Here is a 23,923-nt window from a genome sequence, read left to right on the forward strand (position 1 = left end):
GTTAAATAAAATTGTTATTGAAAAATTGTCTGATTAATTTCTGTTAATTTTTCTTGGCTTAACAGCTGCTTCAGGAATATCCTGTACAGTTCTGAATCCGATATAGCTTCTTGCGGAATCTTTTCTTTCCCAATCTCTAGCACCTGTCATTAGTGCATATCCTATATCTTTCCAAGATCCACCTCTTACAGATTTCTTCGTATCCTTTTTATCTTTAGTAGAAGGATTTAATGTAGAAGTGAATCCAGCTGAAGAGTTGTTAAACGAAGATAATGTCCATTCAGAAACGTTTCCAGCCATATCAAATAACCCAAACCCATTTTTCTTAAATTTCTTAACTGGAGCTGTATATGTATAAGTACCTTTTTTCTCATCTTCCATGTAGTTACCTCTCTTCGGTTTGAAGTTAGCAAGGTAACAACCTCTGTCATCCATTAAATATGGGCCTCCCCAAGGATAAGTAGCATTCTGCATTCCTCCTCTGGCAGCATATTCCCATTCTGTCTCTGTTGGAAGACGGAATTCTAATGGTCTTTGTTTTTTTCTTTTTAAACTTTCGTTGTAATCAGATTTCAATTTAGATCTGAAGTTACAATAAGCCCTTGCCTGATCCCAGGTTACCCCTACTACAGGATAGTCTTTGTAAGCCTTGTGCCAGAAATACTGTTCAAACAATGGCTCATTGTAAGCAAAGTGGAAATCTTTTACCCAAACTGTAGTATCAGGATAGATCGCGATACTTTCACTTTTCAGGTAATTAGCTCCTCTTTCGTTATCTGCAACAGCAGCGTCCATATCTCCCCAACGGTAAGTATACTTAAGCTTGCTTACATCTAAAATTCTTTCGTTTCCTATTCTTGAAGAAGAAGGTAGATACAGAGATTCTAGAACTTCTGCGTATTCTACATCCGGATATTTTGTTGTGCTCCAGTGTAAAGGAATTTTCCAATCTAACCTTTTGCTGGCATCATAACTTCCGTCTTCTCGGCCACCCTGGCCTTCCATATATTCTTGATAAGGTGTTAAATTTTCTTCTTTTTTAGCAAGATATGCGTAATCTCCTATTGCTGCTCCTTTACGTCCGCCTTCATCACCACCTTCTCCGGCAGCTTCAGCAAGTAAAGTTCTCGCAATAGAGTCTCTTACATAGTTGATAAATACTCTGTACTCCGAGTTGGTAGTTTCTGCTTCATCCATGAAGAAAGAAGAAACAGTAACGGTCTTCAATGCTGCTTTTTCAGGTGTATTTGTTGGATCCTGGTCTGCTAAACCAGCAACAAATGAACCTGCAGGAATTGCGACCATTCCGTATGGTCTTTCCGCAACAAATGATTTAGTTTTTTCTCTTGGTATCAATTCTCCTTTTGTTCCTGGCTTCCCTACAGAAGAGCTGCCACCACCTGAACAAGATACCGATGCTACCGACGCAGACAATAATAAAAGAAATATCCTTTTCATGTTAATTTTTATAATTAAGCCGTAAATATATAATTTTTTTAAGAAACTTTTAAGATTTTTTTTGAAATAACGGAAGAAATCTAAATTTATTTTATTTACAACAACTTTTTATTCCACGGTAACAGATTTTGCAAGGTTTCTCGGTTGATCTACGTTTGCCCCTCTATATACTGCAATATAATAAGCAAGCAGTTGCAGAGGTACGGAAGCAACAATAGGTGAGAAACATTCTGAAGTTTCAGGGATTTCAATAACATAATCTGCCATTTCACTCACCTGACGGTCTCCTTTATTAACTACAGCGATAACTTTTCCTTTTCTCGCTTTAATTTCCTGAACATTACTTACAATTTTATCATAGTGGCCTTTTTTAGGTGCTATAATTACAATTGGCATATTTTCATCGATCAGGGCAATTGGACCGTGCTTCATTTCTGCAGCCGGGTATCCTTCTGCATGGATGTAAGAAATTTCTTTTAATTTTAATGCTCCCTCAAGGGCAGCCGGATAATTGTATCCTCTACCTAAATAAAGGAAGTTTGTAGCTTTCACAAAATCTTTTGCAATATCTTGAGTCAGCTCATGGGTCGTATTCAACACTTCTTCAATTTTCTTAGGCAGAGCATCAAGTTCAGCAATTAAGCTCATAAATTCAGCGTTTCCTAAGTTTCCGTTGTGTTTTCCTAATTTAAATGCAATTAAAGTAAGAATAGTAAGCTGCGCTGTAAATGCTTTTGTAGAAGCAACCCCAATTTCAGGACCCGCATGTGTATATGAACCTGCATCTGTAATTCTTGCAATTGAAGAATCTACCACATTACATATACCATATATAAATGCACCTTTTTCTTTGGCTAATTTTAAAGCAGCCATCGTATCAGCTGTTTCTCCAGACTGAGAAATTGCAATCACTACATCTTTATCAGTAATAATTGGGTTTCTGTATCTGAATTCTGATGCATATTCTACTTCAACAGGAATTCTTGCATATTCTTCTATAAGATATTCTCCAATAAGACCTGCATGCCATGAAGTACCACAAGCAATAATGATAATTCTGTTGGCATTTTTGAATTTCTCTACATGATCCCAGATCCCAGCCATTTTGATCACTCCTTCATCTAAAAGAAGTCTACCTCTCATAGTATCATGTACAGATTTAGGCTGTTCAAAGATTTCTTTAAGCATGAAATGCTCATATCCACCTTTTTCGATCTGCTCCAGACTCATTTTAAGCTCCTGAATTTCTGGCTCAATTTTAGAATTTTCATTGATGGTTCTGATATCTACTCCATTTTCAAGAGAGATTGTTGCCATATGTCCTTCTTCAAGGTAAATAGCTTCTTTCGTAAATTCTACAAAAGGAGAAGCATCAGATGCAATAAAATATTCTTTATCTCCGATTCCTATTGCCAGAGGAGAACCTAATCTTCCCACTACCAATACTCCTGGATAATCTTCATGAAGTACAGTGATTGCATATGCTCCATATACTTCATTTAATGCATATCTTACTGCTGTTGGAAAATCCGTTTCAGGATTAATATCCATAAAATATTGGAAAAGGTTTACCAATACTTCCGTATCAGTTTCTGATTTGAAAGTAAATCCTTTTTCAGTAAGCATTGTTTTAATGGTATCATAATTTTCTATAATACCATTATGTACAACTGCTATTTTTCCGTTGTTTGACAAGTGCGGATGGGAGTTTCTGTCGCTTGGAACTCCATGGGTTGCCCAACGGGTGTGTCCCATTCCAATCTTATATTTCCCTTTTAATTCTTTCGAAATATTCACTAAATCCTCAACCTTGCCTTTTGTTTTTTCTACTTCAAGCTTATTGTTCGAACCTTCTAAAACAATTCCGGCACTGTCATACCCCCTATATTCTAATCTTCTAAGACCATTGATTACAATTTCGTAAGCGTCTTGAAAACCTGTATATCCTACTATTCCGCACATATTATATTTTGTCTAGTGTATTTTGTATTTATTGTATTCTATTTTTTCGTACCATAAGTCACCAACAGCTGGATTCTTTTTGGATTGGTATTCATTTTATCTATACCTGTAAGAATAATTCTATTCATATCAAACGCTCTTGTTGTATTACGAACTCCTAAAAGGGTTCCTGTAGCATTCGTAGCAAATGTTCCAGCAGTAACCAATAACGGTTTATTAACTATCGGCTGATCTACACCACCAACTGTTTCTTTTTTATCTTCTACCAGATCTTTAACTGTTTTTGTTACTACAATATCATAGTAATCTTTATCCTTATTATAATTATATAAACCAAGTCCTGTTGACAAGTCTGAGGTATAAGCTAATTTTGAGAAATCAATAGTACCATTACTATTTAATGTATTGGTTAGAATTGAAAATTTACGATCTTCTGTTGAGTTGGTATTCTTCCAGCTTAAAGGATCTACGTATACTCTTATCTTAGCACTTAAAATACCTGCTTTCTTCTCAGCATAGATCTGCTTAAGTTTCGCAATTGTCTCATCCTGAATTTTCATTACTACAGAAGGACCACCCATTCCCTGAATATAAAGTTTTTCATCCCCTATAGTAGAATTGCTTGCTGCTACTGCATTGGCAGCAGGAGTTCCGGCTGTGTTATATTCATACAGTCCGATATGAGCACTAGCACCTCCTAAGTTGAAAAGAAGATTTGTTTGTGGTCTTGTAGTTGTTCCATTCTCCGTTTTATCATATTTATAATACATGATAAGCTGCAGGTCATTAGGAGAAAACTGATAAAGATATTTATCCGTTTCATCCACAGAAATTTTTATTCCTTTGAAATATCTGATAAAGTTAGAAGCATCCTGAAGTTCAGGTTTTCCTTTTTTATCAAGGATATGAGTTTGGAAAAAGTCTGTATTGCTTAGTTTTAATCTGAATCCAAGATTACCTGTAAATACAACTGAATTATCAGATTTTTTGGTAATAGATAAAGAACTTATGTTACCGTTAAATACTCCTGATCCTAACAATTCGCCAGTACTTACATTCTTATTGGAACGTTTGAAAGTATCATCATTTGAATCTAAGAACGTAGTAACTTCGTGTACATTGATTTTCATTGATTTTGAAACTCCCCCTCCTATTTTACCGTATTTACGAACAGGGTAAGTTTTCTTCTCAATTGAAACAGCCGTTGCCACTCCATCTACTAGGAAATCACTTTTTTCAGATGTATTTACCTTTAATGAATCTCCTTCAAAGAAATAGGTATTGGAAACGGTATTTGCTGGTGGTCTCACCACAAGAACAACGGAGTCTACTTTTGGATTAGCACCATTAAAGTCATAATTATCTACCGGCATTCTTAGCTGAGTAACGTAAGATGCTCTCTGCATACCAAACTGGTTTTCAGTAAAAGCACCAAGAACACCAACAGTAGAAACTGCCCCAGTTTCACTCAATCCACTGATCAATCTGGCAGCATCACTTCTGATCGAATCGTGGTTGTCGTAATTATATGCGATAACGGGATATGAAATTTCATTACCTTGTGCTGCATCATCATTGAACAACTGTTCACCAAGAGAATCTGGATCCGGTTCACAGTTATAAAGGATTGTACTTCCGAAAATCGCCAATAAAAGTATAGCGAAGGTCCTTTTAAGATTATGAGTCATTAAAAATGTGTTTTTAATAAAGTTGATTTATAGAATCTATGTCAAGATATTCCGACTTCTCGGCAGCTGTTTCGTTGAAAGCCTTATCAAGGTCTTCATCCAGAAACTCGTCACCTTTCACAACAGCATTTACATAGTTCATACTTTCGATAACAAAACTTTTAATTGTTGGGTTATCTAACGCTTTTAATCCTGAAATATTATCAAACTGTAGTTTTTCGTTGATCTTTTTATCCAGGTCAGCATCTTTCTCATTGTACAGAGAAAGTACGATTTTGGCGTCTTTGAAATAAGTATCTGATTCGTAGTAAGTTTTAAGATAAATTGGAACAAAAGAAGCCATCCATCCATTCAAATGAATAACGTCCGGCACCCAGTTTAGCTTCTTAATGGTTTCAATAACTCCTCTGGCAAAGAAAATAGCTCTTTCGTCATTGTCTTCGAAAGGGTTTCCTTCATCGTCGAAATAATATTGTTTTCTTTTGAAGTATTCTTCGTTGTCAATAAAGTAAACCTGAAGTCTTTCCCCCGGAAGAGACGCTACTTTAATGATCAGAGGCTGGTCCAGGTCATTGATAATAATATTCATCCCTGAAAGACGGATCACCTCATGAAGCTGGAATTTCCTCTCACTTATTTGTCCAAATCTTGGCATAAAAACTCTTACATCATTGCCTTCTTGGTGCATCTTAAGTGCCATTTTGTTTACCACTGCAGCCATATTTGTATCTTCCTGATATGGATACATCTCTGTAGTAATGTACAGTATTTTTTGATTCGGCATAAACTTTCTATCTAATTTTTGTAAAAATGCTTTAATGTGCAAAATTACAAAAAAACATCCAACATTATTTTAATTAACATTTTTTTACGAAAATTCCCTTTTCCAAATTATTAAAAGTGCATATTATTATGCGATATTTTTAGTATTTTTGAAATAGCATTAAAATAAACTATGGAAGTTATAAAAAACAGGAAAGTCCTTCAGGATTTCATTGAAAGACAGAAAGAAATGGGGAAAAGAATTGGCTTTGCACCTACGATGGGCGCCTTGCACAAGGGACATCTTTCTCTGTATGAAGAGGCAAGAAAAGAAAATGACCTTGTTATTTCTTCAATTTTTGTAAATCCAACCCAGTTCAACAATCCTGAAGATCTTGAAAAATACCCAAGAGATGTTAATAGAGATGTTCTTATTCTTCAAACTTCAGGTCTTGTAGATGCTGTTTATATCCCTGAGGTAGCAGATATCTACCCTGAGAAAACTGAAAGCCAGCGTTATGATTTTGATGGATTGGAAAATGAGATGGAAGGAAAATCAAGACCGGGACATTTTGACGGCGTAGGAACTGTTGTAGAAGAGCTTTTCAGACAGATACAGCCTGATAATGCTTATTTTGGTGAAAAGGACTTCCAGCAGCTTGCAATTATTAAAAAGATGGTGGATAAAAAACACCTTCCCGTTAAGATATCTGGAGTTCCTATCTACAGAGCAGAAAACGGATTAGCGTTGAGTTCAAGAAACCAGAGACTTCATGAAGACCGAAAAGAAGCTTCTAAAGTCATTTATGAAACTTTAAAAAAAGTAAACGACTGGTTCAGAACAGTTACAATACCTGAAATAAAAGAAAGGGTAACAGATATTTTTGACAATCAGCAGGGAATGAAGCTGGAATATTTCCTGATTGCCGACGAAAATACATTACAGGAAACCGATTTTTTCTATAAAGACAGAAATTTCAGAGCCTTTATCGTTGTAGTGGTAGACGGAGTAAGATTAATTGACAATATGCATTTAGATTAATACTATAAGAACGCATATATTTTTATAAGATATAAACTCTGATGGTAACGTCAGAGTTTTTTTTGACTTATTATAATAACACTCAATCAGTCCAATCATTGCAGGATAGAAGAATTACGGACCCATCTCAAATACTGGAGGAATAATTCAATGTAGATGATTTTTGACATTTAGTTCTGAAGGATAGGACAGCTATTAAACGTATGCTTGATCAGAATCGATTGAATACAAAAAATCAAAGGCCTCCTGAAGGAAGCCTTTGAAACACCAAATCACAAAATATTAATATGAAAAAAATTTACTTTTCAGTAAACTTGTGACCCGGCTGGGATTCGAACCCAGGACCCATACATTAAAAGTGTATTGCTCTACCAGCTGAGCTACCGAGTCGGCCACAATTAAAATGAAATAAATTTCAATATTAATTATAAATTTTTCTTTGCAGTGCCTGCGACTGGACTCGAACCAGCACATCCTTAGGAAACCACCCCCTCAAGATGGCGTGTCTACCAATTTCACCACGCAGGCAATAAAATTACAAATTCAGTAATTTTTATTGCTTGTGACCCGGCTGGGATTCGAACCCAGGACCCATACATTAAAAGTGTATTGCTCTACCAGCTGAGCTACCGAGTCGGTCACTTACTCATCAAGTTTTCATTTAAGTAATGTCCCTTGTTTTAAGTGGTGCAAAGATATGACTTTTTTCTTTATCTCAAAACTTTTTCGCAAATTTGTTTAAAAAAAATTCATGGTAATTTCATTGATCGGATACATGGGAAGTGGCAAATCTCACATTTCCAAAATATTAAGCGAAAAAATCGATTTTAAATTGATTGATCTCGATAAAGAGATTTCCAGAAGAAATAAATTAACCATCCCGGAAATTTTTGAAAAGAAGGGTGAAATTTACTTTAGAAAGCTGGAAAGAGAGGCCCTGGAAGAGATATTGGCTTCAGAAGAAAACTTAGTTTTAAGCCTTGGTGGAGGAACTCCTGTTTATTACAATAATATGGAAATCATCAATCATAGTTCTAAAAGTGTTTTTTTAAGAAGTTCTGTGGGAACATTGGTTGAAAGACTGTCAAAACAGAAAGAAAAAAGGCCGTTGATTGCCAATATATCTGATGAAGACCTCCCGGAATTCATCGCTAAACATTTATTTGAAAGAAATCAGTTTTACAGTAAAGCACAATTTACTGTAGGTACAGATTCCAGAGAACCGGAAGACATTGTCAACGAAATAATAGAAAAGCTCTATCTCTAGAGCTTTTTTATTTTAATCTTCATCTTCTTTTTCACCACCTGTTTCCCCAAAGAAATCATCCCAGTCTGTAAAGTCTGAAGCGATATCATTTCCTACATAGTCATCCATATCTCTTCTGTCTTTTTTGGTAGGTCTTCCCTCTCCTTTGTTTCTGTAATAATCCTGTGATGCTTTACGAAGTATCAGTAATTCGTATTGCTCTTTATCAGTAACATCCTGGATATGAAGTGAGACCAGTTTGGCTCCTATTCTACTTTTAGGAATCTGAATCACTTTTATTTTATAATCAATCTGATTCTTACGGATTTTAATAACATCTCCTTCTTTTACCTCTTTAGATGACTTTACGGCAGACGTTCCTATAGAAACTCTATTCTTTTTAATCTCCTCTGCTGCAACACTTCTCGTCTTATAAAAACGAATGCTCCATAAAAATTTATCTATTCTCATAATTTTTTATACTTTTGCCGTTATATTATTTGTAAAGTAATTAAAGTTTTTTGAAATGAAAAAAATATTTTTATATATCCTTGCGGGATCTTTGTGCTTTTCTGCTTGTAAAAAAGATGACACAATAGATAGTTATGTAGAGCCAGAAGATATAACAACACAAAACACCTATGACGATCAAGCCATTAAGAAGTTCATGGATGAGAACTATCTCGATGCACAGGGAAATATAAAGGCATTCAGTTCTACGGATACTGCGGATGATAATGAAAAAAAATTATCTGAGTTGAGTCCTGTAACACTTCCTTCGGGAACTATCTATATCATGAGAAACGGAGCTCAACCTTCGCCAACTGATGCAAAAGATATTGGCAGCACTGATATTCTTAAAGTAATGATGAAAGCGACTACTTATCTGGCAATCAATACGGATGGAAAATCTTTATTTACTGCTGCTACAGACTTTATGAATACAATCAACGGAACTGGAATTCCTGCAGTTGATCCTAAATTCTATTATATTTCTGATGTAAAAGACAAGGAGGATCCATTGATCAAAAATGCGACCACTGATGCAGCAAAAAAGCCAAGCTATTATATGATTGAAGGTTTCAGTGAAGCTTTGCAGAAATTTAAAGCATTTAACGACTTCCCTAGCGAATCACCATATAACTTACAGGGAGTAATTATTGTTCCTTCAAGAGCTGCTTTTGCAAGAGATCCTTATTTCCCATACAATTACCCAGGTTATAGCCAGGTGATTTCGTTGAGAAACAAAACTTTCGTTTTCAACTTCCAGGTGTATAGCAGAGCTACAAGACCATAAGTCATAGCGTAAAGTTTAAATAAAATAATAAATAAACCCCACAATGCTCATTGTGGGGTTTATTTATATCATACGGTTATCAAAATTAATATTTTGCCTTCTGCTTCACATTCCCTAAGATATCCGGGAAATAAAGGTCTGCAAGGTGGTCAAATTCATCTCCTCTCATAAACATAGTAGCATCTACTTCTTCATAAGAACTTCTTCCTGCTGCTGCAATCAATTCATTGCAGGTATGAAGTGTATTTTTATGGAAATGATATACTCTTTCTGCCTTATCAGTCACTTCAAGTCCTTTGATAAGCATTTTATCCTGCGTAGCGACTCCTGTAGGACAGTTGTTTGTATTACATCTTAACGCCTGGATACATCCTAAAGAGAACATAAATCCTCTGGCATTATTACACATATCGGCTCCCATTGCAACAGCTCTCAGGATATCAAGACTGGTAAGAACTTTACCACTGGCAATTACTCTTAGTTTATTTCTTAAATTATAATTATTAAGCGTTCTGTTCACGAATATCAAAGCCGGCTCTAATGGCATCCCTACTCCATCTGAGAATTCAGGTGGTGCCGCTCCTGTTCCTCCTTCAGCTCCGTCTATGGTAATAAAGTCCGGATAAATCTTCAGCACATTCATTTGCACACAAACATCCTCGAATTCTTTGGTATCACCTATACAAAGTTTAAAGCCAACAGGCTTTCCTCCTGAAAGTTCTCTCAGCTGCTGTACAAACCTCAGCAATCCGGCAGCATCTGAAAATGATGTATGTGATGGTGGTGAAATAACGGTCATCCCTGGTGTTACGTGACGGATCGCTGCAATTTCCGGAGTGTTTTTTACACCTGGAAGTACTCCTCCATGTCCCGGTTTTGCTCCCTGTGATAGTTTAATCTCAACCATTTTCACATTAGGAAGTGTAGCATATTTTTCAAAAAGCTCTGGATTGAACTTTCCTTCTTCATCACGGCATCCGAAGTATCCTGTTCCGATCTGCCAGCATAAATCACCTCCTTCCATATGGTGGGGTGAAATTCCTCCTTCTCCTGTATTATGGTAAAAATTTCCTTTTTTAGCCCCTCTGTTCAGGGAAATCTGAGCTCTGTCGCTCAATGCCCCAAAACTCATGGCAGAGATATTAAATAAAGAAGCATGGTAAGGTTGGGTGCATTGTTCTCCTCCTACCCATACTCTCGGAAGTTCTTCTGATGGTGATTTTGCATAAATAGAATGCTTGATCCCTTCATATTTTCTGTGATTTACTTCCAGCTGTGTACCAAAAGCAACGGTATCGCTTAAATTTTTTGCACGTCTGTATACTGCAGAACGCTGATTTCTTGGAAATGGTTTCCCGTCTGTCTCCCTCTCAATAAAGTATTGCTGCATTTCGGGTGAAATACTCTCGAAAAAATACCTGAAGTATCCCAATACAGGAAAGTTCCTCAAAATAGCATGTTTCGATTGATAAGCATTGTACACACCTAATGCATAGATTGCGGATAACAGTGTTGGTATCCAGTAATGCGTTCTGATCAGCAGTGCTATAATCCATGTAGCAACTACTAATACAATTCCCCAAGATAAAAACTTATCTCTCATGAATGTAGTATTTAAAGTTTAAAAATAAATTTAGTGGAAATTTTGCAAAGAGCCTATGCTTTTGCTAAAAAATTTTGGTAGGAAGATTGCACTGAAACCGTGCCATCTGACAGGATTTTTTCTAAATTTAGAAATTCGATTTTGTTTACTGATGCAGGATCAAAGTCTTTTTGAACTCTCACATAATTTTCTGTGAAGCCAAACATTTTCCCGTCTTTATTTTCGTGCTCCCAAAGAACAGGAAGCGATTTACCAAGTTGGGTCTGATAGAATGCCATTTTCTTCTTTTCAGAAAGAATTCTAAGCATTTTATTACGTTTTTTTCTTTCAGCTACTGGAACAACGCCTTCCATTGCAGCGGCTTCCGTATTTTCTCTTTCAGAATAAGTAAATACGTGAAGGTAAGTAATAGGAAGTTCATTAAGGAAATTATAAGTCTCCATAAATATTTCCTCGGTTTCTCCCGGGAATCCTACAATAACATCTACACCAATAGCCGCATCAGGCATTACCTCGCGGATCTTGTTTACTCTGTCATTATACAGTTTTGTAAGATAACGACGTTTCATCTTTTTCAAGAGTTCATCGCTTCCGGACTGTAATGGGATATGAAAATGCGGAACAAAGCTTTTACTTTTAGAAACCAGCTCAATACTTTCATCTTTCAACAGATTGGGTTCAATAGAAGATATACGGATTCTTTCAATCCCTTCTACTTTATCCAGTTCTGAAATAAGGTCAAGGAAAGTATGTTCGTGTCTTTTATTTCCGAATTCTCCTTTACCATAATCACCGATATTCACCCCTGTAAGAACAATTTCTTTGATGTCTTTTGCAGCAATTTCTGTAGCATTTCTGAGAACATTCTCAATAGTATCGGAACGTGAAATTCCTCTTGCTAACGGAATCGTACAGTATGTACATTTATAATCACAACCATCCTGAACTTTCAGGAAAGCTCTGGTTCTGTCACCAATAGAGTAACTTCCAATAAAGAAGTCTGTTTCTTCAATTTCACATGAGTGAACTACTCCTTCACTTTCAGATTTCTCTAAATCGTCAAGGTAACTTAGAATATTGAATTTTTCTTTTGCCCCTAAAACAAGGTCAACTCCTTCAATTTGTGAAATTTCTTCAGGTTTCAGCTGTGCATAGCATCCAACAATAACAACCAGTCCTTCCGGATTGGCTTTCATTGCTCTTTTTACGTGCAGTTTACACTCACGGTCAGCATTTTCTGTCACAGAACACGTATTGATAACATACACATTCGCTTTATCATCAAAACTTACCTTATCATAACCTGCATCTGTTAATTGACGGGCAATAGTAGATGTTTCTGCAAAATTTAATTTGCAGCCAAGTGTATGAAACGCGGCAGTTCTATGAAAAGTAGACATTTGTTACTCCTGAATTTTATGGGTGCAAAGATAGTAATTTTAATAAGAATCCAAGATTGATTCAGTCTATTGTTTAAATTCATCCCTTACTTCAGGGCTGTTTTGAAAGCAGACCGGTGATGAATTGGCGTCCGGTTCATCGCTTAAAAACTTAGTTTTCATTTCTGTATTAAACTCCTGAGAACGGTTTCTGGCAATAGACAGTGTATTCCAGTCTTCATTTTTTATCATTTTCGCGATATAAACAATCTGACCGATATGGTAAGGATAGTGAGCCAGCTGGCGGAGAACAGCATCAATGACTGGGTGTGCTTCCCCCCTGATATAAGTTGTTGAATAGAGATTATCATCATTTATCTTTTCAAGAGCATCAAAAAAACATTCCCAGCCTTTTTCCCAAAAATCCAGTACCTGCTCCTTAGTTGTAAATGTATTAACAAACTCTCCGTCACGGTTACGCCATGATTTCTCTCCATCTTCAGTAAGAAAATTGGTCCATCTTGAAAGCATATTTCCTGCAAGATGCTTCACAATGACAGCAATAGAATTACTTTCATCATTATACTGCCAGAACATCTGCTCATCGGTAAGCTGTCCAAATGTTTTATCTCCCAGGGATTTATAATATTCAAAACGTTTTACGAGCAAGTCTTTCATTTTTTCTATTTTGATAACCAATTTAAAACCTTTCAAAAATAAAAATCACTTCAAACGAAGTGATTTTATCTATGTATTATATTTATTCTTATTCTCTGTTTTTCACCAATACCCAGCCTGTAAATTTGATTGCTGTACTATTTTTATCATTTTCATTCCATGTGATAGAATACCAGTAAGTTCCGGTAGGCACTCTTCTTCCGCCCTGTGTACCATCCCATTTATAACCATTTGATTTGTCAGCCTGGAAGATTTTGTTTCCGTAACGGTCAAAAATATTCATGATCAGGTTTTGTTTGATGCCTAATGCTGAATAATCAATCACATCATTCACTCCATCTGCATTCGGGGTAATCACGTTAACCAAATTAGGTACAACCACTCCTATTTCTATCGGATCACAATCATAAGCATCTTTCACGTATACTTTATGATCTCCTCTCGAAAGATTATTAAAAACATTGGAGTCCTGCCAAATGATATTGTCTATTGAATATTTATATGCCGGATTTCCTCCTGTTACAGATATTGTAATTGTATTATTCGAAATATCAATTCCGGAAACAACCGGCTGTTCGGAAGGAAGTACTTTTACCGTTTGTATAGCAATACATTCTCCTGTTTTAAGCTTTACCCAATACACTCCAATTCCTGCTTTGATTGTTTGGGTAGTGGCACCTGTACTCCATTCGTAGCTTTTGAATCCTGGCCCCGCATCCAGCGTGGTCTGATCTTCTGCACAAATGGTTACATCTTTAAGGGTAGCAGAATATACCGGCGCAATAACGACTAAAGTAATTCTGGCTACGGTATAACATCCCTGAGCATTGGAAACTCTTACATATACAAATCCATTAGGAGCAATATAATTATTAGCATTCAGAATTTCGTTAGTCTGATTAACGGCATCTGTCATTGAAGGGTAATATTTTTTTGTAGGATTTGTCTGACCTGTTACCGAAGCATTTACAAGATTAAAAGAAGCTGTGGATGGATTGCCCTCAATGAAGCATGATCTCAGTGTCACTTCATTCACTACGACTACCGGATAAAATTTCAAGGTGATCTGTGCAACCGCAGTACAGCCAAATTCTGAGATTACTTTTACATAAACCATCCCTTCTGCAGATACAAATGCCATAGGAGTTGTAATCTCATTGATACCGGCATTAAGATCCGACATCGTATGATAGTATTTTTTAGTGACATTCGGATTTCCAATAACATCTGCAGTGGTTAAATCAAATAAAGCTGTACCAGCATTATTATTGTTACACTCGGTTAATGTAACATTTTTAACGGTAATAGAACCGTCTTTGAATTTAAATACCCCCACCTGTTTACATTTATTAAGCGGATTGGTGGCATTGGTGGGATCGGTATAATTGATACTGTAATAGTAAACTGTAGTTGTATTTACTGTTTTTGGAGCCGTAATAGGGTTATTCCCTGTTAAAGCATCATTCTGACTCAGATGATAACTTACATTGAAGTTTTGATTTCCGTTAAGAATTCCTGCAGACAATGTAGAGAAATCAAACAGAGCTGTACTTGAGCATATTACCACTTCTCTTGGATCAGCAGGATTAGCCGCCGGAATCCCGGGAGGAGTAAATGGCTGCGTCTGGATATTCGGGTCTGTAAACGGTGAAGCCAGTGTGGCAGTTCCACCCCATGTCAAAGAAAACGGAGCTGTTGTAGAACTGGTACTGCTTACCCAGTTGTCAATAAACAAATAATACGTTTGTCCTGGTAAAACATCCATATATCTGCAATATGGTGTAAGAGAACCCCCTGCAGCACTCAGAAGAGTACTTGTCATATTTAATCCTGTAGCAGGACCGGGACCAATAACCGTTGCAGCATTACAGCGTATGGGTGATCCCAAGCTTCCACAGGTCACATTAGGACCAAAAATAGCCCAGTCATAATCGGCATCCGGATTATTCGGAACCAGATCAAAAGTAAGGGTACCTCCAGTAGCAATTGTAATTTTATACCAGATAGAATTGTGCTCACCGGTAAAATCTATACAACTTCCTGAGTTTACCAATTCTTTTATATCACCATATCCGGTGGGACTATAAGTGATATTTGAGTTTCCGCAGACTGACAATGCTGTAGCACAATCTGCCTGAGAATAATAAGTATGAGAGATGCATAGAAGTATGAAAAGTAGAAGTTTTCTCATAGATTACATGTTTTTATGGTTCATTAGTTACACATCGTATTGATATTCAACGCACACCAAATATACCCATATTTTAATTACAAACAACAAAATCTAAATAATTTTAAACTATTTCAAATTAAAATACCAAATGATTTAAAATAGTTCATATAATCACAGATTAAAGCACGAAATAATTAAACACACGAATCAAAAGACAAAACTTTTATTTTATACTGGTAATATTCCCACACAAATTTTCAAGGTGAAATATTTTATGGAAAGGACTTTTCACTTCTGTCAAATGTTCTTTATCCTGAATAAAGGTATATCTTGAAGCAATAGAATTCATATCTGAAACAATCACGAGCCAGCATTCATCCACTGAAGTGTCATAGTAAGGAAATTTTTCATTTTTCTTTTCAATGAGTTCCAGAATCTTTTCGGAGCAGAGTTCATCAAAAAGGTTCATACTGTATTCGTGGGTGATAAAAACATTTCTGCGGTGAAAAGATTTTCTTACACTTTTTACACACCCCACAGCTTTATTTTTTTTGATGCTTTTATAAATACTGATAATATTTTCCTGCTGTGCTTCCAGATGATCAAATTTAGTTTCCGGGTGGAATTCTAAAAAATAAACACCACGATATTTCGTAGTGTCTTCCTGTTCTAATAATATTTCTGCCTGACGGAACATTTTATTCAATGTACTTTCCACTTTCTTCATTTCCAGATGATTGATCACTTCAGTCAGTTCTATTCCAATTTTTTTGTCGTTTAACTTTGCGATAAAGTCTGGACTTTCGCAGGTAAGGTTTTCAAATTTCACTTCGGGGAAGTGATGCATAAAAGAATTGAGAAGCAGAATCTCGGATTTCTTTCTGTATTTTTCACGGTCATGAAGCGGAGATTCGTCTATGGTACGGTGATACTTCTCTATGGGCTTTTTTTTCAAATGCCTGTTCAGATAATATAAACTCAGATTCTTTATCAGATCTTCCTCAGAAAACGTCTTTTTCATGTGTGGTATTTTTATTTAATTAAGAACACATGCAGCCATGGGCTTTCATCGTTAAAAGTTTTTGATAATCAAAAATTTACACACTTAAAGGTAAGTAAAAAAACAATTCAACACTTAGTTTTCACATTAATTTATCTGTTAATTAATGTAAAGTTTATTTTCATAATTAATACCTTTGCCTTTTCTAACACAAACGCACATTTATGGATTTTAGGAATTTCAAAATACCCTACAATATCAATCCTCAATATTCCAAAAAAACCGCCTATTTCTCGATGGAATTTGCCCTTGAGCAGGTACTTAAAATATATTCGGGAGGACTTGGCTTTCTGGCAGGATCGCATATGAGAAGCGCCTATAATCTTAAGCAGGATCTTATAGGAATCGGTATTCTATGGAAGTTTGGTTATTATGACCAGGCAAGAAACCATGATCAGACTTTACAGCCTGTATGGACGAGAAAAATGTACAGTTTTCTTGAAGACACCGGAATAAAATTTCAAATCGAAATTCACAGTGCTCCGGTTTGGGTAAAAGTATGGTACCTTGATCCTGAAACGTTCAATACGGCACCCATGTTCTTCCTGTCCACAGATGTTCCGGAAAATGATCATGTTTCCAAAACAATCTGCCACAAACTATATGATGCCAATGAATCTACCAAGCTTGCCCAATATATTTTATTAGGCAAAGGAGGCGCTAAATTATTGGACGAACTGAATATTGAAAGAGATGTTTATCATCTTAACGAAGCTCACGGACTTCCCGCAGCTTTCTATTTGTTGAAAAAATACAACGGAGACCTCAATAAAGTTAAGGAAAAACTGGTTTTCACAACGCATACCCCTGAAGAAGCTGGAAATGAAAAACATAGTTTCAGGTTATGTTATGATATGTCCTATTTCTCCGGCTACAGCATGGAAGAAGTGAAAAAGATTGAAGGTTCTGATGACGACCGTTTTAACCATTCTCTTTGTGCATTAAAGATGGCCAGAATCGCCAACGGAGTTTCTCAGCTTCATGGTGTGGTTTCCAGAGCAATGTGGAATAAATATTCTGACATCTGTGAAATTACGTCTATCACCAACGCTCAGGAATTTAAATATTGGTCTGATAAACCTTTATACAATGCCAAAGATGAAAATGATGCCACCGTTTTTGACTACCGTAAAAAGTATTTGAAGAAAAAGCTTTTCAGTATTGTTGCAGATCAAACGGGAAATTTATTTAACCCTAACATTTTTACCATTGTATGGGCCAGAAGGTTTGCAGGCTACAAAAGAGCAGATCTTCTTTTACACGACAAAGAAAGATTCTACAGGCTTCTGAATAACCCTAAATATCCGGTACAGATCATTTGGGCAGGAAAACCTTATCCAATGGACTATTCTGCCATTTCTACATTCAATACTCTGGTTGAAGAAAGCAAAAATCATAAAAGTATAGCTGTTCTTACAGGATATGAACTTTCTTTAAGTAAATCCTTAAAGCAAGGTTCGGATTTATGGCTTAACAACCCAAGGGTTCCAAGGGAAGCCTCAGGAACTTCCGGTATGACCGCTGCCATGAACGGTTCAGTGAATTTATCCACTGATGACGGATGGATCCCGGAATTTGCAAAACATAGAGAAAACTCTTTCGTTGTTCCAAAAGCAGATTATATGAATATGAGCATCTATGAACAGGATAATTATGATTTGAATACATTATATGAAATCCTTGAAAACGAAATTCTTCCAACCTATTATGATCATCCTGATCAATGGAGAAAAATCCAGCACAATGCAATGAATGATGTGAAAGATCATTTCAACAGTGACAGGATGGCGGATGAATATTATAGAGTGCTTTATAATGAAACAAAATAGAGAAAATGCAAATCTGCAATTTCACCTCTCATACATCAATGCCCGGAAAATTTCCGGGCATTGATGTATAGATTTATTTACTTTTTTTCTTTGCAGGCACTTTCAGTCCTTTTTCTTTTGCTTCGGAAATACCGATGGCTACGGCTTGCTTTCTGCTTGTCACTTTCTTACCGGAAGAAGATTTCAATTTTCCTTCCTTAAATTCGTGCATCACTTTTCCTACTTTGTCCTGAGCTTTTTCTGAATATTTAGTTTTGCTCATGATTTGATTTTTAAGATTTTGGCAGGGATATCCCTAATTCATAAACGCAGGCATGCTTCAAATACTTTGAACGCTCTCTTGATGTTACCGATTCAAAATGATCATTTTTGAGCACAATAATCGGGTCCTCCGCATTTTCAATTTCAAAATTGGCGAAATATCTTTCATCGGGTGGAGATTGCTGTTGTCTCGCTTTAATTTTTTGCAATTCATCCGCATATTTTCTGAATCCGGGATCTGAGGAGTGGATAAACTTGTATTCATCGCCTGCATACACATGGTAATGAAGTTTTTTCTCTATCAAACCTGCTTCATCAGTAATTTCAGGATTATCATTCCCGTCTCTAAATACTACTTCTACCAATGTTCCTCCTTTTTTATGTGCGCATTCTTCTGCGTCGTTAAAACTGGAAAAACCTGTATAAACAATCTGGTCGTTTAATACATAACGGTTCAGTTTCTGGTTGTATGCATTCGTTTCCATAATTATCATTTGATTTGATTTACAGTTATTATATATTCAATTTTTTTGCCAAATTGCGTTTTTTTTAAATTTCATTACTGAATATTTTTTATTACTTTAGAGTCGAACTAAAAATATTTAACCATGAAAAATTTCAAAAAAATTTCAAGACTACAATTAAAAGAAGTACACGGAGGTGTTTTACCAGGAATGAAAAGATGCGTAGACGAAGTTACCTGCCAACTCAGAATCTGGTGGATTGGAGGCGGACTAGATTCTACCTGTGCTCATGCATACCCTTTCTGCGCTCCTGAAGGATATTATCCGCCGGAAACAGAGAATCCGGGTACAATGCACGAAGCTTAATTATAACACAGAATCAGGACATCAAGTCCTGATTTTTATTTTATAATGGTTATATAAGTAAGAATTATTAAATTTGGAATCATTAAAATTAGAAATGAAAAAACTCTTATTAACTCTTACTGTTGCTGCCGTATTCCAAAATGTATCAGCACAGGATATTACTTTAGATAAAATATATTCAGGATATTACCGTGGAAAAGGGATTGCAGGAATCACTTCCATGAAAAACGGTGAAAACTATCTTGTGATTGAACCCTCTGGAATTGCAAAATATTCTTATAAAACTTCACAGAAAGAAGGAAATCTTGTGGACGGAAAGTTTGAAAGCTATATTTTTTCTGATGATGAATCTAAAATCCTTTTACAGACAGGAAGCCAGCCTATTTACAGACATTCTTTCCTTGGAAAATTTGAGGTAAAAGACTTAAAATCCGGAAAAGTAATCAGTCTGAATGAGGGTAAAACGGTTCAGGAGCCAACATTTTCACCTGATGCTACAAAAGTGGCATTTATTTCGGACAATAATTTATTCTATCAGGACCTGACTTCAGGAAAGATCACACAGATCACTACTGACGGCAAAAAAAATTCAATCCTGAATGGTTTGGCAGATTGGGTTTATGAAGAGGAATTCGGACACGCAAGACAGTATGAATGGACTAAAAACTCCGATGCAATTGTATTTGTAAAATCTGACGAAGGGCAAGTACCGGAAATCTATATTCCCATCTACGGAAAAAGCTTGTACCCAGCTGAGATGCGTTATAAATATCCAAAAGCTGGAGAAAAAAACTCTATAGTTTCTGCACAGCTATATCGTCTTGACAATGGAAAAACGATGCAGCTTAACTTAGGTTCTTTCAAAAATTATTATATCCCGAATGTATTCCAGACTGCAAAACCAGATGAAATTGTTCTAATTACTTCTGAGAGAATTCAGAATGCCTCAGATATTTTAAAGGTAAATACTAAAACCGGAGCTGTTCAGAAGCTATTTACTGAAACTGATGATAAATGGATCGATACAGACAGCCCTACTCTTGAATTCCTTGAAGATGATTCTTTCCTTTGGGCTTCTGAAAGAGATGGAAACCGCCACCTTTATTGGTATGATAAAGATGGTAAGCTTAAAAAGCAGATCACAAAAGGGAACTGGGAAGTAACTGATTATTATGGATTCAATCCAAAATCGAAAGAAATTTATGTTCAGACTACCGAGAAAGGGAGTGTTAATAAGGTAGTTTCCAAAGTAAATATTGAAAACGGAAAATCTCAACTGATCTCCAATGCAGAAGGGAACAACTCTGCTAATTTCAGCAAGAATTATAATTATTTCATTGAAACCTCTTCTACAGCCGCAAAACCTTACACTTACGTTTTAAAAGACGGAAACGGGAAAGCAGTAAAAGAACTTCAGAACAACAATGATCAGTTACAGAAATTAAAAACGGATAATTTTGTTGAAAAAGAATTCATTACTATTCCAAATGCGGTAGGCGATCAGATGAATGCGTGGATCATGAAGCCTAAAAACTTTGATCCGAATAAAAAGTATCCTTTATTTATGTTCCAATATTCCGGACCTGGATCTCAGCAGGTTGCCAATTCATGGGATAACGGAAATGCAATGTGGTTTAATCATCTTGTACAAAAAGGATATATTGTAGCTTGTGTAGATGGCCGTGGAACCGGTTACAAGGGAGCGAAATACAAGAAAGTAACGTATATGAATTTAGGGAAATATGAGATTGAAGATCAGATTACTGCAGCGAAGTGGTTTGGAAACCAATCTTATGTTGATAAAAGCAGAATCGGAATGTTCGGATGGAGCTTCGGTGGTTACATGACCAGTCTGGCAATGACTAAAGGAGCAGATGTTTTCAAAATGGGAATTGCTGTAGCACCGGTAACCAACTGGAGATATTACGACTCTGTATACACGGAAAGATTTATGAGAACACCTCAGGAAAATCCTGATGGATATGATAAAAACTCTCCTACAGAATATGCGAACCTGTTGAAAGGTAAATTCTTATTAATCCACGGAACTGCCGATGACAACGTTCACTTCCAGAACTCTATGGAATTCTCTGAAGCTTTGATTCAAAACAAAAAACAGTTTGATTTTATGGCTTATCCAGATAAAAACCACGGAATTTATGGTGGACAGACAAGACCTCAGTTGTATCAAAAAATGACTGATTTTATCTTGAATAATTTATAAACAATACATTATATCTAATAAAAACCCCTTTCAAACTTTTGAAAGGGGTTTTTATTAAGGATATTTTACAGCTTTATCTAATTCTATAGGATTATTAAAGGCTTTTAATTTTTTTCTTTCATTTGCTTCAGCAGGTTTCAGTTCTTCTCTGCTAAGAACGGTTCCGTCATCAAGTTGCAGCTTCTTTCCTTCTGGTAAAGTCAGTCTTCCATTCAATATATATTTAAAAGGACTATCATATAATTCTAATTTCAATTTATCCAGCTTATCCTGATTAACAGGAATTGCTCTGGAAATAGAATTTTCTAATGAAACCTTTTTATATGAATCCTGAATTTTTTCACTTTTAATAACTTTGAAGTGATAATCTTTTTTAGCATCATACAATTCCATAATAAGTCCAGGTAAACCATTAAATTTATAAGGTCCATAAGGAATGGGGATATCCTTAGAAAACCATGCTACCCAACTTCTTCCTCCAAATTGTGTTGTTGCCTTTTGAAGGTGAAGTTCATCAGCAATCTTGATACTATCTGTAATTTTCCAGTTCTGTTCCGCCTTTTCATCAATTTTATAAAAATTCACATCTCCTATATATTCATAGTTTTGGTATTCATTACTATTATTTTTTTTAATCAGAAATGAAGTCTGTTTATACCCTTTAAATCCATATTGATTTTTAGTCGCAAATATTGAATCATTGATATAATATATTCTATTATAATAGGTCAAATCATCTTTAGAAATATCCAGATTAAAATTTTCTTTGATAAGATTGTTTGAAGTGGAATCTTTCTTATATACAACATCATACACAAATCTGTTGCTTTGTGAAAAACAGATAAATGTTCCCAATAATAAAAATAATAGCTTTTTCATAGTTTAATTCTAGTCAATCATTTCAGATAAGAAATATTCCAAATCTGCCCTGTCATATTCTATAGGGTATTGATATCCATTGATAAAAATATCTGGTGTAAAATTAATATCATTGATGTTTCTCCATTTTTTCTGGTTATTTAAAATAGAAATGACATTATCCTGATTGGTAAACAAATGAGAATACTTCTTATTCCATTTGCTTACACCATTTTTATCTGCTCTTATATTATACCACTCTTCCAAAGCTACAAAAAATGTGGTTTTATCCTCCGAATTTTCATAAATGCTCGCCATATTTATATATGTAGAACCTAATTCTTCTGAAAAATTTTCCAGATCTGCATCCAGCACAAGGCGAATATTAATTTTATTACTGTAATTATTTATGATTCTCATAAATGTTGGGTAGAATTCTTTGCAATATTTACAAGAAGGATTGGTTACTAAAGTCAACGTTAAATTTGAATCTGAAGTTCCAAAATTAAATGAACTTAAAAAATCATCATTAAGAGTTTTCTTTTGAATTGAAAGGTTATTTCTAAAAAAAGTATAGTTCTTTTTAAATCTTGAATTTTTTACAATCTCTTCTTTCAGTTTATTATCCCAGTTAATTTTTTCTTTTAAATAAAGAAGAAACAAAGCAGACGCCGAAACAAATAGCACATACAAAACAATAGAAAACGGATTGATCTTTACTATTGGATTGGGCAAAAAGAGCAAAATAGCCAGCTGGGCATAAACGCAAAGTATGATACCAATACAAACCGGACACAGCTTTTTAATAACAATCACCTGATAGTATAATGAAACAAATGAGATGGGTATAAACAAATAGAATATATACTTGTATATAAAATAATAAAAACTCAGATCTTTATATATAGCTAAAACTATAAAACTAATAATTTGACAGAAAAAGAATAATAAAGAGATCTCTGATATATCCAAAAACTTCCATTTCTTATAATTAAATACATAATCACAGTCAGTTTTTAACATCTTATTCTGACATACTCCTAAAGGTATAATGGTTCCTTTCCCATGAGTTTTTTTATAGGCTTCATAAGAAAGGAAGATTCCTAAAAATGAAAGTGATAAAAATGCGATTCCCGCATAAAAGAAAGAAAAGTCTAATAATAAAACAGACAATACTAGAGCTCCCAATAAAAGACTACTCCATAAGAAAAGATTATTTTTTTTCTTTTCATTGTAAAAACTCTCTGATTTATCAACTAATAAGACAACATTGGACGCTGAGATATTATAATTCTTTTTGTCTTCTAATTTAAAGCCTTCATCATTGATGGATATAAAATTTTTAGGCAACAATTCAACGTCTTCTACATCTATTTCAAACACTGAGCAATCAATATTAAAAAAATGAAGCGTATCGGAAAAAGACAGAATATTAGGAAATTCCGGATGCCCATTTAATTGGTATTCAAACTCAGTCTTATCAATATGGATATCGACAAGATTTAAATAGCTTGTTAATATATTAATATTTTTCTTCATAAATACTTAAAAATAATCAGCAATGAAATTTCAT

The 23,923-nt window shown here is 35.3% G+C and carries 20 protein-coding genes and 3 tRNA genes; 6 read left to right on the plus strand and 17 right to left on the minus strand.

What is annotated here, in order from left to right; all coding sequences use genetic code 11:
* Positions 1 to 33: 33 nt before the first annotated feature.
* The 4 genes from porK to AC57AW_RS02625 all read right to left on the minus strand — a co-directional run bounded on the left by porK (position 34) and on the right by AC57AW_RS02625 (position 5,892).
* On the minus strand, positions 34 to 1,458 hold the full coding sequence (gene porK / locus AC57AW_RS02610) for a T9SS ring complex lipoprotein PorK/GldK (protein ID WP_318848705.1): 1,425 nt from the start codon (positions 1,456 to 1,458) through the stop codon (positions 34 to 36).
* A 108-nt stretch (positions 1,459 to 1,566) separates the two neighbouring features.
* Positions 1,567 to 3,420 carry a glutamine--fructose-6-phosphate transaminase (isomerizing) gene (gene glmS / locus AC57AW_RS02615; protein WP_318848704.1) on the minus strand — a complete coding sequence of 618 codons (1,854 nt, stop codon included), beginning with the start codon at positions 3,418 to 3,420 and terminating at the stop codon, positions 1,567 to 1,569.
* Positions 3,421 to 3,458: 38 nt separating this feature from the next.
* Positions 3,459 to 5,108, minus strand: a complete 1,650-nt coding sequence (locus tag AC57AW_RS02620) for a DUF4270 family protein (RefSeq protein WP_496350730.1) — start codon at positions 5,106 to 5,108, stop codon at positions 3,459 to 3,461.
* Positions 5,109 to 5,121: 13 nt separating this feature from the next.
* Complete coding sequence (locus AC57AW_RS02625; protein WP_496350731.1) at positions 5,122 to 5,892, minus strand: glycogen/starch synthase; 771 nt, start codon at positions 5,890 to 5,892, stop codon at positions 5,122 to 5,124.
* Between the two features lie 171 nt (positions 5,893 to 6,063).
* On the opposite strand from AC57AW_RS02625, the gene panC reads away from it, so the two are divergent.
* The gene (panC, locus tag AC57AW_RS02630; RefSeq protein ID WP_496350732.1) at positions 6,064 to 6,912 is read left to right on the plus strand and encodes a pantoate--beta-alanine ligase; all 849 of its coding nucleotides are present in this window, start codon (positions 6,064 to 6,066) and stop codon (positions 6,910 to 6,912) included.
* Positions 6,913 to 7,229: 317 nt separating this feature from the next.
* On the opposite strand, the gene AC57AW_RS02635 is transcribed toward panC, so the two are convergent.
* From AC57AW_RS02635 to AC57AW_RS02645, 3 genes are all read right to left on the minus strand, one after another.
* Positions 7,230 to 7,302: transfer RNA gene (locus tag AC57AW_RS02635), tRNA-Lys, on the minus strand.
* 55 nt (positions 7,303 to 7,357) lie between these two features.
* Positions 7,358 to 7,440 (minus strand) — tRNA-Leu (locus tag AC57AW_RS02640).
* Positions 7,441 to 7,475: 35 nt separating this feature from the next.
* Positions 7,476 to 7,548, minus strand: a tRNA-Lys gene (locus AC57AW_RS02645).
* Positions 7,549 to 7,663: 115 nt separating this feature from the next.
* On the opposite strand from AC57AW_RS02645, the gene AC57AW_RS02650 reads away from it, so the two are divergent.
* A complete protein-coding gene (locus AC57AW_RS02650) occupies positions 7,664 to 8,179 on the plus strand; it encodes a shikimate kinase (protein WP_318848700.1) in 516 nt (171 codons plus the stop codon).
* 12 nt (positions 8,180 to 8,191) lie between these two features.
* Here AC57AW_RS02650 and AC57AW_RS02655 read toward each other — a convergent pair whose 3' ends face one another.
* Positions 8,192 to 8,629, minus strand: a complete 438-nt coding sequence (locus AC57AW_RS02655) for an RNA-binding S4 domain-containing protein (RefSeq protein WP_496350733.1) — start codon at positions 8,627 to 8,629, stop codon at positions 8,192 to 8,194.
* A gap of 55 nt (positions 8,630 to 8,684) precedes the next feature.
* Here AC57AW_RS02655 and AC57AW_RS02660 point away from each other — a divergent pair, with 55 nt between their 5' ends.
* On the plus strand, positions 8,685 to 9,455 hold the full coding sequence (locus AC57AW_RS02660) for a hypothetical protein (protein ID WP_496350734.1): 771 nt from the start codon (positions 8,685 to 8,687) through the stop codon (positions 9,453 to 9,455).
* 85 nt (positions 9,456 to 9,540) lie between these two features.
* Here AC57AW_RS02660 and AC57AW_RS02665 read toward each other — a convergent pair whose 3' ends face one another.
* The 5 genes from AC57AW_RS02665 to AC57AW_RS02685 all read right to left on the minus strand — a co-directional run bounded on the left by AC57AW_RS02665 (position 9,541) and on the right by AC57AW_RS02685 (position 16,309).
* Complete coding sequence (locus AC57AW_RS02665; RefSeq protein ID WP_318848697.1) at positions 9,541 to 11,058, minus strand: FMN-binding glutamate synthase family protein; 1,518 nt, start codon at positions 11,056 to 11,058, stop codon at positions 9,541 to 9,543.
* 53 nt (positions 11,059 to 11,111) lie between these two features.
* Positions 11,112 to 12,458, minus strand: a complete 1,347-nt coding sequence (mtaB, locus tag AC57AW_RS02670) for a tRNA (N(6)-L-threonylcarbamoyladenosine(37)-C(2))-methylthiotransferase MtaB (RefSeq protein WP_318848696.1) — start codon at positions 12,456 to 12,458, stop codon at positions 11,112 to 11,114.
* A gap of 66 nt (positions 12,459 to 12,524) precedes the next feature.
* Positions 12,525 to 13,115, minus strand: a complete 591-nt coding sequence (locus AC57AW_RS02675) for a DUF1572 family protein (protein ID WP_496350735.1) — start codon at positions 13,113 to 13,115, stop codon at positions 12,525 to 12,527.
* A gap of 88 nt (positions 13,116 to 13,203) precedes the next feature.
* A complete protein-coding gene (locus tag AC57AW_RS02680; RefSeq protein WP_496350736.1) occupies positions 13,204 to 15,306 on the minus strand; it encodes an FIDD domain-containing protein in 2,103 nt (700 codons plus the stop codon).
* A 205-nt stretch (positions 15,307 to 15,511) separates the two neighbouring features.
* The gene (locus tag AC57AW_RS02685) at positions 15,512 to 16,309 is read right to left on the minus strand and encodes a hypothetical protein (protein WP_318848693.1); all 798 of its coding nucleotides are present in this window, start codon (positions 16,307 to 16,309) and stop codon (positions 15,512 to 15,514) included.
* 203 nt (positions 16,310 to 16,512) lie between these two features.
* Here AC57AW_RS02685 and glgP point away from each other — a divergent pair, with 203 nt between their 5' ends.
* Positions 16,513 to 18,177: an alpha-glucan family phosphorylase gene (gene glgP / locus AC57AW_RS02690; protein ID WP_496350737.1), complete on the plus strand. Its 1,665-nt coding sequence runs from the start codon at positions 16,513 to 16,515 to the stop codon at positions 18,175 to 18,177.
* Positions 18,178 to 18,250: 73 nt separating this feature from the next.
* On the opposite strand, the gene AC57AW_RS02695 is transcribed toward glgP, so the two are convergent.
* Entirely contained in the window at positions 18,251 to 18,439 is a 189-nt protein-coding gene (locus AC57AW_RS02695) for a DUF6496 domain-containing protein (protein ID WP_047382380.1), read from the minus strand.
* A 10-nt stretch (positions 18,440 to 18,449) separates the two neighbouring features.
* On the minus strand, positions 18,450 to 18,923 hold the full coding sequence (locus AC57AW_RS02700; protein ID WP_496350738.1) for a hypothetical protein: 474 nt from the start codon (positions 18,921 to 18,923) through the stop codon (positions 18,450 to 18,452).
* Between the two features lie 123 nt (positions 18,924 to 19,046).
* Between AC57AW_RS02700 and AC57AW_RS02705 the strand changes: the two genes are divergently transcribed.
* Together AC57AW_RS02705 and AC57AW_RS02710 are read left to right on the plus strand one after the other, a co-directional pair.
* Positions 19,047 to 19,268, plus strand: a complete 222-nt coding sequence (locus tag AC57AW_RS02705) for a bacteriocin-like protein (protein ID WP_496350739.1) — start codon at positions 19,047 to 19,049, stop codon at positions 19,266 to 19,268.
* Between the two features lie 94 nt (positions 19,269 to 19,362).
* Positions 19,363 to 21,492 (plus strand): S9 family peptidase, encoded by a 2,130-nt coding sequence (locus AC57AW_RS02710; RefSeq protein WP_496350740.1) that lies wholly within the window; start codon positions 19,363 to 19,365, stop codon positions 21,490 to 21,492.
* Between the two features lie 54 nt (positions 21,493 to 21,546).
* Here AC57AW_RS02710 and AC57AW_RS02715 read toward each other — a convergent pair whose 3' ends face one another.
* Both AC57AW_RS02715 and AC57AW_RS02720 read right to left on the minus strand, forming a co-directional pair.
* A complete protein-coding gene (locus tag AC57AW_RS02715; RefSeq protein WP_496350741.1) occupies positions 21,547 to 22,371 on the minus strand; it encodes a GLPGLI family protein in 825 nt (274 codons plus the stop codon).
* A gap of 9 nt (positions 22,372 to 22,380) precedes the next feature.
* Positions 22,381 to 23,889, minus strand: a complete 1,509-nt coding sequence (locus tag AC57AW_RS02720; protein WP_496350742.1) for a thioredoxin domain-containing protein — start codon at positions 23,887 to 23,889, stop codon at positions 22,381 to 22,383.
* Positions 23,890 to 23,923: the final 34 nt, after the last annotated feature.

Source organism: Chryseobacterium sp. BGA-UO-ETr-SB22, from assembly GCF_059567885.1.

Excerpts from the sequence above, each read along its gene's own strand:
- AC57AW_RS02720 (WP_496350742.1), bottom strand. The coding sequence starts at position 23,889 with ATGAAGAAAAATATTAATATATTAACAAGCTATTTAAATCTTGTCGAT.
- AC57AW_RS02710 (WP_496350740.1), top strand. The coding sequence starts at position 19,363 with ATGAAAAAACTCTTATTAACTCTTACTGTTGCTGCCGTATTCCAAAAT.
- glmS (WP_318848704.1), bottom strand. The coding sequence starts at position 3,420 with ATGTGCGGAATAGTAGGATATACAGGTTTTCAAGACGCTTACGAAATT.
- AC57AW_RS02695 (WP_047382380.1), bottom strand. The coding sequence starts at position 18,439 with ATGAGCAAAACTAAATATTCAGAAAAAGCTCAGGACAAAGTAGGAAAA.
- porK (WP_318848705.1), bottom strand. The coding sequence starts at position 1,458 with ATGAAAAGGATATTTCTTTTATTATTGTCTGCGTCGGTAGCATCGGTA.
- AC57AW_RS02665 (WP_318848697.1), bottom strand. The coding sequence starts at position 11,058 with ATGAGAGATAAGTTTTTATCTTGGGGAATTGTATTAGTAGTTGCTACA.
- mtaB (WP_318848696.1), bottom strand. The coding sequence starts at position 12,458 with ATGTCTACTTTTCATAGAACTGCCGCGTTTCATACACTTGGCTGCAAA.
- AC57AW_RS02700 (WP_496350738.1), bottom strand. The coding sequence starts at position 18,923 with ATGGAAACGAATGCATACAACCAGAAACTGAACCGTTATGTATTAAAC.
- AC57AW_RS02675 (WP_496350735.1), bottom strand. The coding sequence starts at position 13,115 with ATGAAAGACTTGCTCGTAAAACGTTTTGAATATTATAAATCCCTGGGA.
- AC57AW_RS02680 (WP_496350736.1), bottom strand. The coding sequence starts at position 15,306 with ATGAGAAAACTTCTACTTTTCATACTTCTATGCATCTCTCATACTTAT.
- AC57AW_RS02650 (WP_318848700.1), top strand. The coding sequence starts at position 7,664 with ATGGTAATTTCATTGATCGGATACATGGGAAGTGGCAAATCTCACATT.
- AC57AW_RS02655 (WP_496350733.1), bottom strand. The coding sequence starts at position 8,629 with ATGAGAATAGATAAATTTTTATGGAGCATTCGTTTTTATAAGACGAGA.
- AC57AW_RS02620 (WP_496350730.1), bottom strand. The coding sequence starts at position 5,108 with ATGACTCATAATCTTAAAAGGACCTTCGCTATACTTTTATTGGCGATT.
- panC (WP_496350732.1), top strand. The coding sequence starts at position 6,064 with ATGGAAGTTATAAAAAACAGGAAAGTCCTTCAGGATTTCATTGAAAGA.
- AC57AW_RS02660 (WP_496350734.1), top strand. The coding sequence starts at position 8,685 with ATGAAAAAAATATTTTTATATATCCTTGCGGGATCTTTGTGCTTTTCT.
- AC57AW_RS02715 (WP_496350741.1), bottom strand. The coding sequence starts at position 22,371 with ATGAAAAAGCTATTATTTTTATTATTGGGAACATTTATCTGTTTTTCA.
- AC57AW_RS02685 (WP_318848693.1), bottom strand. The coding sequence starts at position 16,309 with ATGAAAAAGACGTTTTCTGAGGAAGATCTGATAAAGAATCTGAGTTTA.
- glgP (WP_496350737.1), top strand. The coding sequence starts at position 16,513 with ATGGATTTTAGGAATTTCAAAATACCCTACAATATCAATCCTCAATAT.
- AC57AW_RS02625 (WP_496350731.1), bottom strand. The coding sequence starts at position 5,892 with ATGCCGAATCAAAAAATACTGTACATTACTACAGAGATGTATCCATAT.
- AC57AW_RS02705 (WP_496350739.1), top strand. The coding sequence starts at position 19,047 with ATGAAAAATTTCAAAAAAATTTCAAGACTACAATTAAAAGAAGTACAC.